A 14,094-nucleotide genomic window follows, 5' to 3' on the forward strand; every position below is an offset into this window, starting at 1 on the left:
CCATCCGTGCGCCGTCGGACGGGATCCCCGCGCATTCGGGGCCATTGATCCCGCGCCCGAGGAGCCCTCCGCACGCCGTCGGGCAGCATCGGGCTGCGGGGACGGCAGCGGGCAGCAGCGGGCCGCCGCCCGCGCGACTACCCCGCACCTCCGCCGGAGGCGTCCGCGCGCTCCGCCGCGCGGGCGATGTTGCGTGCCATGCCGCCGAAGACGACGGCATGGAACGGTGACACGCTCCACCAGTACAGGTGGCCCAGCAGGCCGTGCGGATGGAACAGGGCCCGCTGGCGGTAGCGGGAGCCGGCCTCCCCCGGGGACGGCGGATCGGCGTGCAGTTCCAGCCAGGCCAGCCCCGGCAGCCTCATTTCGGCGCGCAGCCGCAGCAACCGGCCCGGTTCGATCTCCTCGACCCGCCAGAAGTCCAGGGAGTCCCCCACCCTCAGCCGCGCCGCGTCCCGGCGGCCGCGCCGGATGCCGACCCCGCCGACGATCCGGTCCAGCCAGCCCCGTACGGCCCAGGCCAGCGGGAAGGAGTACCAGCCGTTCTCCCCGCCGATGCCCTCCACCACCCGCCACAGCGCGGCCGTCGGGGCCTCGACGGTCAGCTCCCGCCGGTCGGTGTAGAGGCTGCCGCCCGCCCAGCCGGGGTCGGTGGGCAGCGGGTCGCTCGGCGCGCCGGGCACGGCGGCGGAGGACCAGCGGGTGGCCACCCGGGCCTCCCGGATCCGCCGGAGGGCCAGCGCGAGGGCCTCGTCGAAGCCGATGGGCGCGCCCGGCGGGTCCGGGACGTGGACGGCGATGTCGTGCTCGGCGCACACCACCTCGTGCCGCAGGGATTCGGCGAGCGGTCGGGCCAGCGCCCTCGGCACGGGGGTGACCAGGCCGATCCAGTGGCTGGACAGCCTCGGGGTGAGCATCGGGACCCGCAGGATCAGGCGGGCGGGGAGCCGCGCGACGGCGGCGTAGCGGCGCATCATCTCCTCGTACGTGAGCACGTCGGGTCCGCCGATGTCGAAGGCCCGGTTCACCTCGGGCGGCATGCCGGCGCTGCCGACGAGGTAGCGCAGCACGTCGCGGACCGCGATGGGCTGGCAGCGGGTGCCGACCCAGCTGGGGGTGACCATGACGGGCAGCCGTTCGGTCAGGTAGCGCAGCATCTCGAAGGAGGCGGATCCGGAGCCGATGACGACGGCGGCGCGCAGCACGGTCGCCGGGACGGCTCCGGCGAGGAAGATCTCCCCGACTTCGGCGCGGGAGCGCAGGTGCGGTGAGAGGGAGCGGACGGGGACGTCCGCCGGGATGAGACCGCCGAGGTAGACGATGCGGCGGACCCCGGCGGCGCGGGCCTCGTCCGCGAAGGCCCGGGCGGCGTCCCGGTCGCGTTCCTCGAAGCCGGATCCGGTGCCGAGGGAGTGCACGAGGTAGTAGGCGACGTCGATGCCGGTCATGGCCCCGGCGAGGGTCGAGGGGTCGGTGACGTCTCCCCGGACGATCTCGGCTTTCCCGGCCCAGGGATGGTCGCGCAGTTTCTCCGGGGCACGGGCCAGGCAGCGGACCCGGTGCCCGGCGTCCAGGAGTTCGGGTACGAGGCGTCCGCCGATGTATCCGGTGGCCCCGGTGACCAGGCAGTTCTTGCCCGTCATGGCTGTCTCCGCTCCTCGAGCCCTGTTCTTCGGTACCTCCGCCCTCTCCCTCCGATTCTCCGTTGCGCACCGGATCGGATGCGGGATTCCCCCGTACGGCACATCCAAGCCCCCCCTCGGCTCCGAAGAAGGGGTGTCGAGGTGCGCCGGGTGACGGGGTGACGAGGGAGGAACACGATGACGGAGCGAGGGGCGCAGCGCCCGCGGACGGCCGTGATCGGTGGGGGCGTGTCGGGGCTGACGGCGGCGTACGTCCTGGCGCGCTCGCACGAGGTGACCCTCTACGAGGCGGACGACCGGCTGGGCGGGCACGCGCACACCCACGAGGTGAAGGGTCCGGACGGGGTGGTGCGGGCGGTGGATTCGGGGTTCATCGTCCACAACGACCGCACCTACCCGCACCTGCTGCGGCTCTTCGGCGAGTTGGGGGTGGCCACCCGGCCGACGACGATGAGCCTGTCGGTGCGCTGCGAGGGGTGCGGGCTGGAGTACGCGGGTGCGCGCGGGCCGCGCGGTCTCTTCGCCCGCCGCCGGTCCGCCGTGAACCCGGAGTACCTGTGGATGCTGGCACGGATCCCGGCGTTCCACCGGCGGGCCAGGAGGCTGCTGGCCGCCGACGCCCACACCGGCTCGGACGCGTCCGAGATCACCCTGGCCGAGTTCCTCGAACGGGGCCGCTTCGGGGCCTACTTCACCGCGCACTTCGCGATCCCGCTGGTGGCTTCGGTGTGGTCCTGCCCGCCGGACACGGCGCTCGGCTACCCGGCCCGGTACCTGTTCCGGTTCCTGGAGCACCACGGCATGCTGTCGGTGGGCGGCTCGCCGAACTGGCGCACGGTGGAGGGCGGTTCGGCGCGCTATGTGGAGCGGGTCCGCGAACGGCTCGACGCCGTGTACCTCGCCACTCCGGTACGGGCCCTCGCGCGCACCCGGGAGGGCGTGTCGGTCACCACCGCCGGCGGGGCCACCGGCCTCTACGACGCGGTGGTCGTCGCCGTCCACGCCGATCGGGCACTGCGCCTGCTGGCCGATCCGACGGACGCGGAACGCACCGCGCTGGGCGCCTTCCGCTACTCCCGCAACCGGACCGTGCTGCACACCGACGCCTCGGTGCTGCCGCGCACGCCCGGCGCCCGGGGCTGCTGGAACTACCGGCTGTCGGGGTGCCGGCCGGCCGACGCCCACGTACGGGTCAGCTACGACATGAACCGGCTCCAGGGGCTGGACGGGCCGGAGCCGTACGTGGTCACGCTGAACGCGGGCGAGGAGGTGCGGCCGGAGCTGGTCCTGGCCGAGATGGAGTACGAACACCCCGTCTACACCACGGAGTCGGTGTCCGCCCAGCGGCTCCTGCCCGCGCTGTCGGGCCCGGTGACGGCCTTCGCCGGCGCCTACCACGGGTGGGGGTTCCACGAGGACGGCTGCCGCTCGGGCGTGGCGGCGGCCGCCGCGCTGGGGGTGACGTGGTGAACCGCGGCCCGATCGAGCCCCGCCTCTACCTGGCCGACATCCGGCACGTCCGGTCGGGCGGGAGCCGCTACCGGCTGCGGCACCGCACCTACCTGTGGCTGGTGGACCTCGACCGACTCCCCCGCCTCCCCCGGCCGTTGCGGCCGCTCGCCCGGTTCGAGGCGGGTGACCACTTCGGCGGCGGCGCCCCCTCGATCCGGGCCGGGCTGGACGCGTTCCTCGCGGCGCGCGGCGCCGGACTACCGGCGGGATCAAGGGTGTTGATGCTGGCGCATGCCCGGGTGTTCGGCCACGTCTTCAACCCGCTGACCGTGTACTGGTGTCACGGCCCGGACGGCTCACTGCGCCACGTGGTCGCCGAAGTGCACAACACGTACGGCGAACGGCACTGCTACCTGCTCCCTCCGGAGACGGCCCGGGGCGACCGGGGCGACCTCGACGTCGTCCCCGTCCCCGTCCCCGTCCCCAAGGAGTTCTACGTCTCCCCCTTCCTCGCCGTGGAAGGCGCCTACCGCATGCGGCTGCCCGAGCCGGGCGATCACCTCGCGCTGACCGTCCGGCTGGCCGGCGGTGCGGACGGTGCCCGGCTGACCGCGACCGTCCGCGGCGAACGCCGCCCCGCCGGCGCCCGCGGACTGCTGTGCGCGGCGCTGCGCCGGCCCTGGTCCACCGCCGCCGTCAGCGTCGGCATCCGCTTCCACGGCGTCCGGCTGCGGCTGCGCGGCCTGCCGGTCCGGCCGCGTCCCCGACACGTACCCCAGGAGGGTCTGAAGTGAGCACGTCGACCACCACCACCGCCGCCCCGGCCGTGCCGCCCTGCTCCCGGGCCAGGGCCGCCGTCGGGCGGCTGCTGATCCGCCGGGCCCTGGACCGGTTGCCGCTCCAGGTCCGGATGGGCCCCGACGGGACCCTGGGGCGGGGCGGCCCCGCGATGGCGGTGTACGACCCGGACGCCTTCGAGCGCCGGATCGCGGCCGAGGGGCTGATCGGCTTCGGCGAGTCGTACCTGGCCGGGGAGTGGGACGCGCGCGACCCGGTCGCCGTCCTGACCGTGCTGGCCGGGCACGTGACGGGGCTGGTCCCGGCTCCGCTCCAGCGGCTGCGCGGCCTGTGGGCATCCCGGCACCCGGCCGCGGAGCGCAACACCCCGGACGGCTCGCGGACGAACGTCCGGCGCCACTACGACCTGTCGAACGAGCTCTTCGCCGAGTTCCTCGACCCGACGATGACCTACTCCTCAGCGGTGTTCCGCGCCCTGCCCGCGGGCCGGGAGCAGCTCGCCGAGGCCCAGCACCGCAAGATCGACATGCTGCTGGACCTCGCGGAGACCGGTCCGGGCACCCGGCTGCTGGAGATCGGCACGGGCTGGGGCGAGCTGGCCGTCCGGGCCGCCCGGCGCGGTGCGCACGTGGTCACCCTGACCCTGTCGCGGGAGCAGCGGGAGCTGGCCCTGCGCCGGATCGCGGCCGCGGGGCTGTCCGACCGCGTCGAGGTGCGGCTCTGCGACTACCGGGAGGCCGAGGGGAGGTACGACGCCATCGTGAGCGTCGAGATGATCGAGGCGGTCGGCGCCGAGTACTGGCCGGTGTACTTCGCCACGCTGGACCGCCTGTTGGCGCCCGGCGGGCGCGTCGCGCTCCAGGCGATCACCATGCCGCACGAGCGGATGCTCGCCACCAGGGACACGTACACCTGGATCCACAAGTACATCTTCCCCGGCGGGATGCTGCCGTCCGTGCGGGTGGTGGAGGAGATGGCGCGCTCGCACACCGGGCTGCGCGTGACCCGCTCCGAGGCCTACGGGGCCCACTACGCGCAGACGCTGCGGTTGTGGCGGGAGCGCTTCGCCGAGCGGGCCGACCGGGTGGCGGAGTTGGGCTTCGACGCGACGTTCCGGCGGATGTGGACCTTCTACCTGGCGTACTGCGAGGCCGGTTTCGCCTCGGGCTACCTGGACGTGCACCAGTTCCTGCTGACACGCACGGCCCCGGAGGGGCTCGCGGCGGGCGGTGGTCCCCGGTGAACTGGGGCGGCCTCGGACTCAACCTGGCCGTCTCGGCGGGGGCGGCCCTCGCCGTCATGCTGGCCGCCTTCGCCATCGGTGTCCGGCTACACATGCACCGCCTGGTGGACGTGGCCTGGGGCTTGGGCTTCGTCGCCGTCTCGGTGGCCACGTACGCCCTGTCGGGCGGCCGGCACCCCCTGCCGGCGGTCCTGGCGGTGCTGTGGGGCCTGCGGCTGGCCGCGCACATCGCGCGGCGCGGCCGGGGGCACGGCGAGGACCCGCGCTACGAGCGGATGCTCGCCAAGGCTCCGGGCAACCCGAACGCGTACGCGCTGCGCATGGTCTACCTGCTCCAGGCGGCCCTTGTCTGGCTGGTCTCGCTACCCGTGCAGGCGGCGGCGTACGCGACCGGGCGTCCCGGGGCCCTGGAGGTGGCGGGCGCGGCGCTGTGGCTGTGCGGGCTGCTCTTCGAGGCGGTCGGCGACCATCAGCTGGCCCGGTTCAAGGCGGATCCCGCGAACCGGGGACGGATCATGGAGCGGGGCCTGTGGTCCTGGACCCGTCACCCGAACTACTTCGGCGACTTCTGCGTGTGGTGGGGGCTGTCGCTGACCGCCTGGACCTCGGGCGGAGCGGTGGCGGTGTCGGTGGTCTCCCCGCTCGTAATGTCGTACCTGCTGATCGGCGGCAGCGGGAAGCGGCTGCTGGAGCGGCACATGGCGGACCGTCCCGGCTACGCCGCGTACCAGGCCCGCACCAGTGGCTTCCTGCCGCGGCCGCCCCGGCGTCCCGGCCCGCCCCGCCACAGGCCACCGGTGGTTTGATCGGGTACGTCCTGATATCTGGGTCGCGTTGGTACAGTCGCGGCATGGCGGTGGACGAGCTCGACACACGGATCCTGCGCCTGCTGATCGAGCAGCCGCGCACCAGCGTCCGGGAGTACGCCCGGATCCTCGGCGTCGCGCGCGGCACCCTCCAGGCCCGGCTCGACCGGCTGGAGCGCACCGGGGTGATCACCGGGACGGGGCCCGCGCTCTCCCCCGCCGCGCTCGGGCATCCCGTTCTGGCCTTCGTGCACATCGAGGTCACCCAGGGGAACCTGGACGAGGTCGGCGACGCGCTGGCCTCCGTACCGGAGATCATCGAGGCCTTCTCGATCACCGGCGGCGGGGACTTGCTGACCCGGGTGGCCGCGCGGGACAACGCGCACCTCGAGGACGTCATCCAGGGGCTGATCCGGCTGCCCGGCGTGGTGCGCACCCGGACCGAGGTCGCGCTGCGCGAGCGGGTGCCGCACCGGCTCCTCCCCCTGGTCGAGTCCGTGGGACGGGCGGCACGCAAACCCTGACAAGATGGTCGTGACAGGCATAAGACAGGCACCGGCAGGACGGGCACTACGGATGATCTCCGTCATATTCGATCTCGACGGCACCCTCGTGGACAGCGAGCCGAACTACTACGAGTCCGGGCGACGCACGCTGGAGCGCCACGGGGTCCCCGATTTCACCTGGGAGCAGCACTCCCGGTACATCGGCATCGGCACCCTGGAAACCCTGGAGATCCTCCGGGACGAGTACGGGATCCCGGCCCCGGTGGAGCAACTGCTCGCCGAGCAGAACGCCGCCTACCTCGAGCTCGCCCGGACCCGCACCGAGGCCTACCCCGAGATGCGCGCGTTCGTGCGGCGGCTGCACTCCGAGGGCGTGCCGATGGCGGTGGCCTCCGGCTCCTCGCGCGAGGCGATCGACGCGGTCCTGGCGGGCACCGGGCTGGACGAGCTGCTGACCACGGTGGTCTCCGCCGAGGAGGTGGCGCAGGGCAAGCCCGCCCCGGACGTGTTCCTGGAGGCGGCGCGGCGGCTGGGCGCGGACCCCGCCGACTGCGTGGTCGTCGAGGACGCCGCGCCGGGCGCCCTGGCCGCGCGGGCCGCCGGCATGCGCTGCGTGGCGGTCCCGTACGTGGCGGCCACCGCCGACGACCCCGCCTTCGCGGCGGCCGGTCTCCTCTTCCCCTCCGGGCAGACGGAGTTCAGCGCGGAGAGCGCCTACACCTGGCTCACCGCGGCCCAGGCCGCCTGAGTCGTCGGGACGCCCCGGGCTCGCCGCACCACCCCGGCGACCCGGGGTTCCGGCGTGCTCTGGTGTCCTGCGGGCGGCGCTGTCACCATGCCGGGGTGACCGCCACCCTGATGCCCCCGGGCTCCGAGCGCGGACCGCGCCGCTGGCCCCTGCTGGGGAACCTTCCCGCCTTCGCCCGCGATCCGCTGGCCTTCTTCGAGTCGCTGCGCGACGAGTACGGGGACTGGGTGCCCTGGGCACTCGGACCGCAGCGCAACGTCCTGGTCTCGCGTCCGGAGCACGCGGGAGAGCTGCTCGGCGCCGTGGAGTCCACCTTCAGCCCGACCGAACTGGGCTGGGCCTTCCGCCAGTTGCTCGGCAACGGGGTGGTCGTGGCCACCGGCGAGGACTGGCGGCGCAAGCGCGCACTGGTCCAGCCCTCGGTGCGCCCGCGCCAAGTGCGCGCGTACGCGGGCACGATGGTCGAATGCGCCGACGCGCTGATCTCCGGCTGGAGCGACGGCGAGCGGATCGACGTGCACCGGGAAATGGCCGGGCTCACCCAACGGATCGCGGTGCGCACCCTGTTCGGGAGCGACGCCGCCGGCCGGGAGGCGCCCATCAGCGCCGCCATGGCCACCGCGCAGCGCGAACTCGGCGCCGAGTTCCGGGGCGTGACCATGTTCCTGCCGCCGTGGGTGCAGACTCCGGGACGGCGCCGGATGCGGGCTGCCGTGGACGTCCTCGACCGCGAGATCGAGCACGTCATCCAGGAGCACGAGACGGCCGCGGAGGCCGGCGAGGAGCGGGACGACCTGCTCGGCAGGCTCCTCTCCGCCCGCGACGAGCACGGCGGGCCGCTGTCGCGCACGGAGCTGCGGGACGAGTCGATCACCCTGTACATCGGCGGCCACGAGACCACCTCGACCACCCTGACCTGGGCCTGGCAGCTGCTCTCGGGGGCGCCGGAGGCGCGGAGACGGCTGACGGAGGAGCTGGACCGGGTGCTCGGCGGCCGGCTGCCCGCGTACGAAGACTACGCGCGGCTGCCCTGGACGCAGCAGGTGGTCAAGGAAGCGCTGCGGATCTACCCGCCGATCTGGCTGATCTCCGCGGTGGCGAGGGAGGGCGCCACCCTCGGCGGGCGTCCGGTCCCGGCCGGCCTGTCGGTGTGGACCAGCCCCTGGTCGATGCACCGGGACGAGCGCTGGTTCCCGGAGCCGGAGGCCTTCCGCCCCGAGCGGTGGGATGCGGACGCCGCTCACCGGATCCCGGAACACGCCTGGTTCCCCTTCGGTGGCGGCCCGCGCGCCTGCCTGGGGGCCCGCTTCGCCTTGGTCGAGGCCGCCCTCGTGCTGGCCGTCGTGGCCCAGCGCTTCCACGTGGACAGCGGTCCGACCCGCGCGAGGGTCCTCCCCGGGCTCACCCTCCAGCCCAGGGACCCGGTCCTGGCCACGCTCCGCGCGCACCGCTCCTGACGGTCCCGTCCCGATGGGGGAGACCGGGATCCCAGGGGGCGAGACGCCATTGACCGGTGGCGGGCGAATGGCTAAGTTTCGCCGCATGTTGCGTTCAGTCATGCTCACCACGCGCGGTCACATCGACCTGCTGCGGGTGGCCTCCGCCGCGTGTCGCCGCGGCTGCTGACGCCCTTTCACCTGCGGCACGAGCGCTCCGCGCTCCCCTTTCGCACGCCCTGAGCCGCTGATCTCCTGAGCAGCCGATCCCCCTGAGCCCGGACCTCCGCGGCTCCGGTCCTGCGCTGCCCCGGATCTCCGCGGCTCCGGATCTCCGAGCTCCACGGCCCCCCGAACTCCGCCTCCGTACCGGCGTGGGGGCCTACGGGCGTGCGCTTCTCCCTGCCTCGCCCCTCACCCGTCACCCTCACCCCGCCCTCGCCCTCCCCTTCCGTGGAGCACCCATGACCCTCACCAGCCATGCGCGGCCGGATATATCCTCCAAAACAGCATCCGCGCACTCGGCCGGCGCCGGCCCCGCGCTCGTCCCGGTCGTACCCGCCTCGGCGAAACGGCGCTCCCCGCCCCGCTGGGCGCGGCGCACCATCGGACCGCTCCTGCTGCTCGCCGCATGGCAACTTGCCAGCAGCTTCGGCTGGTTGCCCGCCGACACCCTCGCCCCGCCCTCGACCATCGCGAGCGCCGCGGCCGGACTGATCGGGGACGGCACCCTGCCCGCCGCGATGGGGGTGTCGCTCCAGCGCGTGGCGATCGGTCTCGTCCTGGGCGGGACGGTCGGGACGGTGCTGGCGCTGCTGTCAGGGCTCTCCCGGCTGGGCGAGGACCTGATCGACGCGAGCGTGCAGATGCTGCGCACGGTGCCCTGGGTGGGTCTCATCCCGCTGTTCATCATCTGGATGGGCATCGGCGAGGCGCCGAAGGTGGCCCTCATCGCCCTCGGTACGGCCTTCCACCTGTACCTGAACGTGTACGCCGGGATCCGCGGGGTCGACGAGCAACTCATCGAAGCGGGCGGGGCCTTGGGGCTGGGCCGCTGGGGCCTGGTACGGCACGTGGTGCTGCCGGGCGCGCTGCCCGGGTTCATGACCGGGCTGCGGTACTCGCTGGCCACCGGCTGGCTGGCCCTGGTGTTCGGGGAGTCCATCAACGCCGACGCCGGGATCGGGTTCCTGATGAACCAAGCCCGCGAGTTCTTCCGCACCGACGTCATCGTCGTCTGCCTCGTGGTCTACGCCTTCCTCGGCCTCACCGCCGACCTCATCGTCCGCGCTCTCGAAAGGCTGCTGCTGCAATGGCGACCGACCTTCACCGGCCAGTGACCGCTGCCGCCACCGCGGCGGCGGACCCGGCCGATACCGCCGTACGGGTCCGGGGGCTGACCCGGGCCTTCGACGGCCGGGCCGTCATCGACGGGCTCGATCTGACCCTGCGGGCCGGGCAGTTCACCGTGCTCCTCGGCCGCAGCGGCTGCGGGAAGTCCACGCTGCTGCGGGTGCTCGCCGGCCTGGACCGGGAGATCGAGGGCGAGGTCCTGGTGCCCGAACGCCGTGCGGTGGCCTTCCAGGCTCCCCGGCTGATGCCGTGGAAGCGGGTCTGGCGCAATGTCCTGCTCGGCCTGCCCGGGCGACCCGAACGCGAGCGCGCGGAGCGGGCGTTGGCCGAGGTCGGGCTCGAGCACCGCAGCGACGCCTGGCCCAAGACCCTGTCCGGCGGCGAGGCGCAGCGGGCCTCCTTGGCCCGCGCCCTGGTCCGTGAGCCCGATCTGCTGCTGCTGGACGAGCCGTTCGGCGCGCTCGACGCGCTCACCCGTATCAACGCCCAGCGTCTGGTCGCCGAGTTGTGGCAGCGGCGCGGCTGCGCGGTGCTGCTGGTCACGCACGACGTCGACGAGGCGGTGCTGCTGGCCGACCGGGTGCTCGTGATGGACGAGGGCCGCATCGCCCACGACACCGAGGTGTCGCTGGAGCGGTCGCGCTCGGTCGGCGACCCCGGCTTCGCCGCGTTGCGCGCCCGGCTGCTGGCCGAGCTCGGCGTCGGCTGAGCTCGGCGTCGGCTGAGCTCCGGCCGGCCCCTCTGCTTCCCCTGCCCTGATTCCCGTACGAGAGATCGAAGAGAAGCGACATGAGACGTCACACCCTGCCCCTGCTCGCCACGCTGATTCCGCTGTCGCTGGCCCTGACCGCCTGCGGCGGCAGCTCGGCAGCCGACACCGGTTCCGGCGCGAAGGACGGCGCGAAGAGCGGTACCAAGGTCACCCTCAACGTGGGTGACCAGAAGGGCGGTTACGAGTCGCTGCTGCGGGCCGCCGGTGAACTGGACAAGCTCGACTACGAGATCAAGTGGTCCACCTTCACCTCCGGGCCGCCACTGCTGGAGGCCGTCAACGCCAAGGCCGTCGACATCGGCGGCGTCGGCAACACCCCGCCCGTCTTCGCCGCCGCGGCCAAGTCGAAGATCACGGTGGTGGCGGCCACGCACGGCTCCTCCACCGGCGAGGCGATCCTCGTGCCCAAGGGATCCGCCCTCCAGTCCCCCGCCGAGCTGCGCGGCAAGAAGATCGCTGTGGCGCAGGGCAGTTCGGCTCATTTCCAGCTCATCGCGAGCCTCCGGCAGGCCGGCCTGACCCCGGCCGACGTGCAGATCAGCCTGCTCCAGCCGGCCGACGCACTGGCCGCCTTCAACAGCGGCAAGGTCGACGCCTGGGCGGTCTGGGACCCGTACACCTCCCAGGTGCTGCGCTCCGGCGCCCGCATCCTGACCAGTGGCGAGGGGATCGTCAACGGGCTCGGCTTCCAGGTCGCGGCGCCCGGCGCGCTGGCCGACGAGGCCAAGAGCAAGGCCATCGGGGACTACCTGGAGCGCCTCCAGCGCGCCCAGGAATGGGTGTTCAAGCACCCGGAGGAGTGGGCGAAGGTCTGGTCGAAGGAGACCGGGCTGCCGTACGAGGTGGCCTTCGACGCGGTGAAGCGGAGCAACGGCACCCGGGTTCCGGTGGCCGTGGACGACGCGGCCGTGGCCTCCGAGCAGAAGATCGCCGACACCTTCACCGAGCTCAAGCTGATCCCGGGCAAGGTCGTCTTCAAGGACTTCGTCGACACCCGCTTCAACCGGGACCTGCCGCCCTCCACCACCCCCGCGCGCACGTACGGGAAGGACTCCTGATGACGGTACGACTGCACTGGTTCCTGCCGACCGGCGGCGACGGCCGCACCCTGGTCGACAGGCACGCCTACGCCAACAACCACGCCGCCGCCGGGGTGCGCGAACCCGACATCGAGTACCTCGCGCAGATCGCGAAGGCGGCCGAGCGGCTCGGCTTCGAGGCCGTGCTGACCCCGACCGGCACCTGGTGCGAGGACGCCTGGCTGACGACGGTGGCGCTCGCGCAGCACACCGAGCGGCTGAAGTTCCTGGTGGCCTTCCGGCCGGGGGTGATTTCGCCGACCCTGGCCGCGCAGATGGCGGCTACATACCAGCGGATCACGCGCGGGCGGCTGCTGCTCAATGTGGTGACGGGCGGCGATTCGGCGGAGCAGCGGCGCTTCGGCGACCACCTCGGCCATGATCTGCGCTACGCGCGCACGGCCGAGTTCCTCTCGGTCGTACGGGGCGTCTGGGGCGGGCAGCCCTTCGACTTCCACGGCGAGCACTACCGGGTCGACGGCGGGCTGACGGCGGTGCCGCCCGACCCGCTGCCGGAGATCTTCTTCGGCGGGTCCTCGGCCGCGGCGGGTCCGGTGGCCGCCGAGCACGCGGACGTGTACCTGACGTGGGGCGAGCGGCCGCAGGAGGTCAAGGAGAAGATCGACTGGATCCGCGCGCTGGCCGAGGAGCGGGGCCGGACGGTGAAGTTCGGCATCCGGCTGCACACCATCTCCCGGGATTCGGCGAAGGAGGCCTGGTCGGCGGCGGACCGGCTGCTCGGCGACCTGGACGACGCGTCCATCGCCACGGCGCAGGCGGCACTGGGCGCGAGCGAGTCGGTCGGCCAGCAGCGGATGCTGGCCCTGCACGGCGGCTCGCGCGACAAACTGGAGATCTCCCCGAACCTGTGGGCCGGGGTCGGGCTGGTGCGCGGCGGCGCCGGCACCGCCCTGGTCGGCAGCCACGGGGACGTGGCGGACCGGATCGAGGAGTACCACGCGCTCGGGATCGAGAACTTCGTGCTGTCCGGCTATCCGCACCTGGAGGAGGCGTACTGGTTCGGCGAGGGGGTGACCCCGGAGCTCGCGGCGCGCGGCCTGCTCGCGCGCTGAGCCGGGGCCCGGATTCGGGTTCGGGTTCCGGCTCCGGCTCCGGCTCCGGCTCCGGCTCCGGCTCCGGGAAGATCTCGGCGCCGCTCCCAGTTGGTAGAACCGTGAACGAATTCGCGGTGCAGGACGTGGACGTGGTGGTCGTGGGCGCGGGGCAGGCCGGTCTGTCCGGCGCCTACCACCTGGCGCGGGCGGGCATCGGCCACGTGGTCCTGGACCACGCGCCGCGCCCGGGCGGCGCCTGGCAGTTCCGCTGGCCCTCGCTCACCTACGGCAAGGTCCACGGCATGCACGCGCTGCCCGGGATGGAACTGACCGGCGCCGATCCGCTGCGTCCGTCCTCCGAGGTGATCGCGGAGTACTTCGCCGCCTACGAAGACCGCTTCGACCTGCGCGTACACCGCCCCGTGGACGTCACCGCCGTACGCGACGGGGCGGACCGCCGGCTGCTGGTGGAATCCCCGGCCGGGACCTGGTCGGCTCGGGCGCTGATCAACGCCACCGGGACCTGGGACCGGCCGTTCTGGCCGCGCTACCCGGGGCAGGAACTCTTCCGGGGCCGCCAGCTGCACACGGCGAACTACCCGGGACCCGCGGAGTTCGCCGGAGCCCGGGTCATCGTGGTGGGCGGCGGCACCTCGGCGGTGCAGCACCTGCTGGAGATCGCCGAGGTGGCGGCGGAGACCACTTGGGTCACCCGCCGGCCCCCGGTGTTCCGCGACGGGAGCTTCGGCGAGGCGCAGGGCCGTGCGGCGGTGGCCCTGGTCGAGGACCGGGTACGCCAGGGCCTGGCGCCCCGGAGCGTGGTCAGCGTCACCGGACTGCCGCTGAACGAGGCCGTCCGGGGCGGGCTGGAGTCGGGCGTCCTGGACCGCCGGCCGATGTTCGGCCACCTCACGAGGACGGGGGCCGCCTGGTCGGACGGCACCCGGGTCGAAGCGGACGTGATCCTGTGGGCCACCGGCTTCCGCCCGGTCATCGACCACCTGGCTCCGCTGCGCCTGCGCGAGCCGGGCGGCGGCATCCGGCTCGACGGCACCCGCGCGGTCCGCGACGAGCGGATCCACTTGGTCGGCTACGGCCCTTCGGCATCGACCATCGGCGCCAACCGCGCCGGCGGCGCCGCGGTCCGCGAGATCGGCCGCCTGCTCACCCGCACCCGGTCCGGCATCCGCTGAGGCGTCGCGT

General features: G+C 73.6%; 14 protein-coding genes. 13 read left to right on the plus strand and 1 reads right to left on the minus strand.

Annotated elements, in window-relative coordinates; translation table 11 throughout:
• Positions 1 to 137: 137 nt before the first annotated feature.
• Positions 138 to 1,643 (minus strand): SDR family oxidoreductase, encoded by a 1,506-nt coding sequence (locus OG247_RS06885; RefSeq protein ID WP_327251387.1) that lies wholly within the window; start codon positions 1,641 to 1,643, stop codon positions 138 to 140.
• 177 nt (positions 1,644 to 1,820) lie between these two features.
• On the opposite strand from OG247_RS06885, the gene OG247_RS06890 reads away from it, so the two are divergent.
• The 13 genes from OG247_RS06890 to OG247_RS06945 all read left to right on the plus strand — a co-directional run bounded on the left by OG247_RS06890 (position 1,821) and on the right by OG247_RS06945 (position 14,084).
• On the plus strand, positions 1,821 to 3,113 hold the full coding sequence (locus OG247_RS06890) for an NAD(P)/FAD-dependent oxidoreductase (RefSeq protein WP_327251388.1): 1,293 nt from the start codon (positions 1,821 to 1,823) through the stop codon (positions 3,111 to 3,113).
• On the plus strand, positions 3,110 to 3,889 hold the full coding sequence (locus OG247_RS06895) for a DUF1365 domain-containing protein (protein ID WP_327251389.1): 780 nt from the start codon (positions 3,110 to 3,112) through the stop codon (positions 3,887 to 3,889). Before OG247_RS06890 ends, OG247_RS06895 begins: the two co-directional genes overlap by 4 nt.
• Positions 3,886 to 5,136, plus strand: a complete 1,251-nt coding sequence (locus OG247_RS06900; RefSeq protein WP_327251390.1) for a cyclopropane-fatty-acyl-phospholipid synthase family protein — start codon at positions 3,886 to 3,888, stop codon at positions 5,134 to 5,136. Before OG247_RS06895 ends, OG247_RS06900 begins: the two co-directional genes overlap by 4 nt.
• A gap of 56 nt (positions 5,137 to 5,192) precedes the next feature.
• The gene (locus OG247_RS06905; RefSeq protein ID WP_327257366.1) at positions 5,193 to 5,942 is read left to right on the plus strand and encodes a DUF1295 domain-containing protein; all 750 of its coding nucleotides are present in this window, start codon (positions 5,193 to 5,195) and stop codon (positions 5,940 to 5,942) included.
• Between the two features lie 44 nt (positions 5,943 to 5,986).
• Positions 5,987 to 6,466, plus strand: coding sequence for an Lrp/AsnC family transcriptional regulator (locus OG247_RS06910; RefSeq protein WP_327251391.1), 480 nt, complete (start codon positions 5,987 to 5,989; stop codon positions 6,464 to 6,466).
• Between the two features lie 52 nt (positions 6,467 to 6,518).
• A complete protein-coding gene (locus tag OG247_RS06915; protein WP_327251392.1) occupies positions 6,519 to 7,196 on the plus strand; it encodes an HAD family hydrolase in 678 nt (225 codons plus the stop codon).
• A 110-nt stretch (positions 7,197 to 7,306) separates the two neighbouring features.
• A complete protein-coding gene (locus OG247_RS06920) occupies positions 7,307 to 8,653 on the plus strand; it encodes a cytochrome P450 (RefSeq protein ID WP_327257367.1) in 1,347 nt (448 codons plus the stop codon).
• Between the two features lie 85 nt (positions 8,654 to 8,738).
• A complete protein-coding gene (locus OG247_RS44775) occupies positions 8,739 to 8,822 on the plus strand; it encodes a putative leader peptide (protein ID WP_353962413.1) in 84 nt (27 codons plus the stop codon).
• A 274-nt stretch (positions 8,823 to 9,096) separates the two neighbouring features.
• The gene (locus OG247_RS06925) at positions 9,097 to 9,972 is read left to right on the plus strand and encodes an ABC transporter permease (protein WP_327251393.1); all 876 of its coding nucleotides are present in this window, start codon (positions 9,097 to 9,099) and stop codon (positions 9,970 to 9,972) included.
• Complete coding sequence (locus tag OG247_RS06930) at positions 9,945 to 10,694, plus strand: ABC transporter ATP-binding protein (RefSeq protein WP_327251394.1); 750 nt, start codon at positions 9,945 to 9,947, stop codon at positions 10,692 to 10,694. Before OG247_RS06925 ends, OG247_RS06930 begins: the two co-directional genes overlap by 28 nt.
• 80 nt (positions 10,695 to 10,774) lie before the next feature.
• Entirely contained in the window at positions 10,775 to 11,815 is a 1,041-nt protein-coding gene (locus OG247_RS06935; protein ID WP_327251395.1) for an ABC transporter substrate-binding protein, read from the plus strand.
• A complete protein-coding gene (locus OG247_RS06940) occupies positions 11,815 to 12,909 on the plus strand; it encodes an LLM class flavin-dependent oxidoreductase (protein ID WP_327251396.1) in 1,095 nt (364 codons plus the stop codon). The genes OG247_RS06935 and OG247_RS06940 overlap by 1 nt, the downstream gene beginning before the upstream one ends.
• Positions 12,910 to 13,010: 101 nt before the next feature.
• The gene (locus tag OG247_RS06945) at positions 13,011 to 14,084 is read left to right on the plus strand and encodes an NAD(P)-binding domain-containing protein (RefSeq protein ID WP_327251397.1); all 1,074 of its coding nucleotides are present in this window, start codon (positions 13,011 to 13,013) and stop codon (positions 14,082 to 14,084) included.
• Positions 14,085 to 14,094: the final 10 nt, after the last annotated feature.

This window comes from Streptomyces sp. NBC_01244 (genome assembly GCF_035987325.1).
Taxonomy (GTDB): Bacteria; Actinomycetota; Actinomycetes; order Streptomycetales; family Streptomycetaceae; genus Streptomyces.

Bases quoted from the DNA above. Each gene is read 5' to 3' on its own strand.
- OG247_RS06915 (WP_327251392.1), top strand. From the start codon at position 6,519: ATGATCTCCGTCATATTCGATCTCGACGGCACCCTCGTGGACAGCGAG.
- OG247_RS06935 (WP_327251395.1), top strand. From the start codon at position 10,775: ATGAGACGTCACACCCTGCCCCTGCTCGCCACGCTGATTCCGCTGTCG.
- OG247_RS06930 (WP_327251394.1), top strand. From the start codon at position 9,945: ATGGCGACCGACCTTCACCGGCCAGTGACCGCTGCCGCCACCGCGGCG.
- OG247_RS06925 (WP_327251393.1), top strand. From the start codon at position 9,097: ATGACCCTCACCAGCCATGCGCGGCCGGATATATCCTCCAAAACAGCA.
- OG247_RS06920 (WP_327257367.1), top strand. From the start codon at position 7,307: ATGCCCCCGGGCTCCGAGCGCGGACCGCGCCGCTGGCCCCTGCTGGGG.
- OG247_RS06905 (WP_327257366.1), top strand. From the start codon at position 5,193: ATGCTGGCCGCCTTCGCCATCGGTGTCCGGCTACACATGCACCGCCTG.
- OG247_RS06910 (WP_327251391.1), top strand. From the start codon at position 5,987: ATGGCGGTGGACGAGCTCGACACACGGATCCTGCGCCTGCTGATCGAG.
- OG247_RS44775 (WP_353962413.1), top strand. From the start codon at position 8,739: ATGTTGCGTTCAGTCATGCTCACCACGCGCGGTCACATCGACCTGCTG.
- OG247_RS06885 (WP_327251387.1), bottom strand. From the start codon at position 1,643: ATGACGGGCAAGAACTGCCTGGTCACCGGGGCCACCGGATACATCGGC.
- OG247_RS06940 (WP_327251396.1), top strand. From the start codon at position 11,815: ATGACGGTACGACTGCACTGGTTCCTGCCGACCGGCGGCGACGGCCGC.
- OG247_RS06890 (WP_327251388.1), top strand. From the start codon at position 1,821: ATGACGGAGCGAGGGGCGCAGCGCCCGCGGACGGCCGTGATCGGTGGG.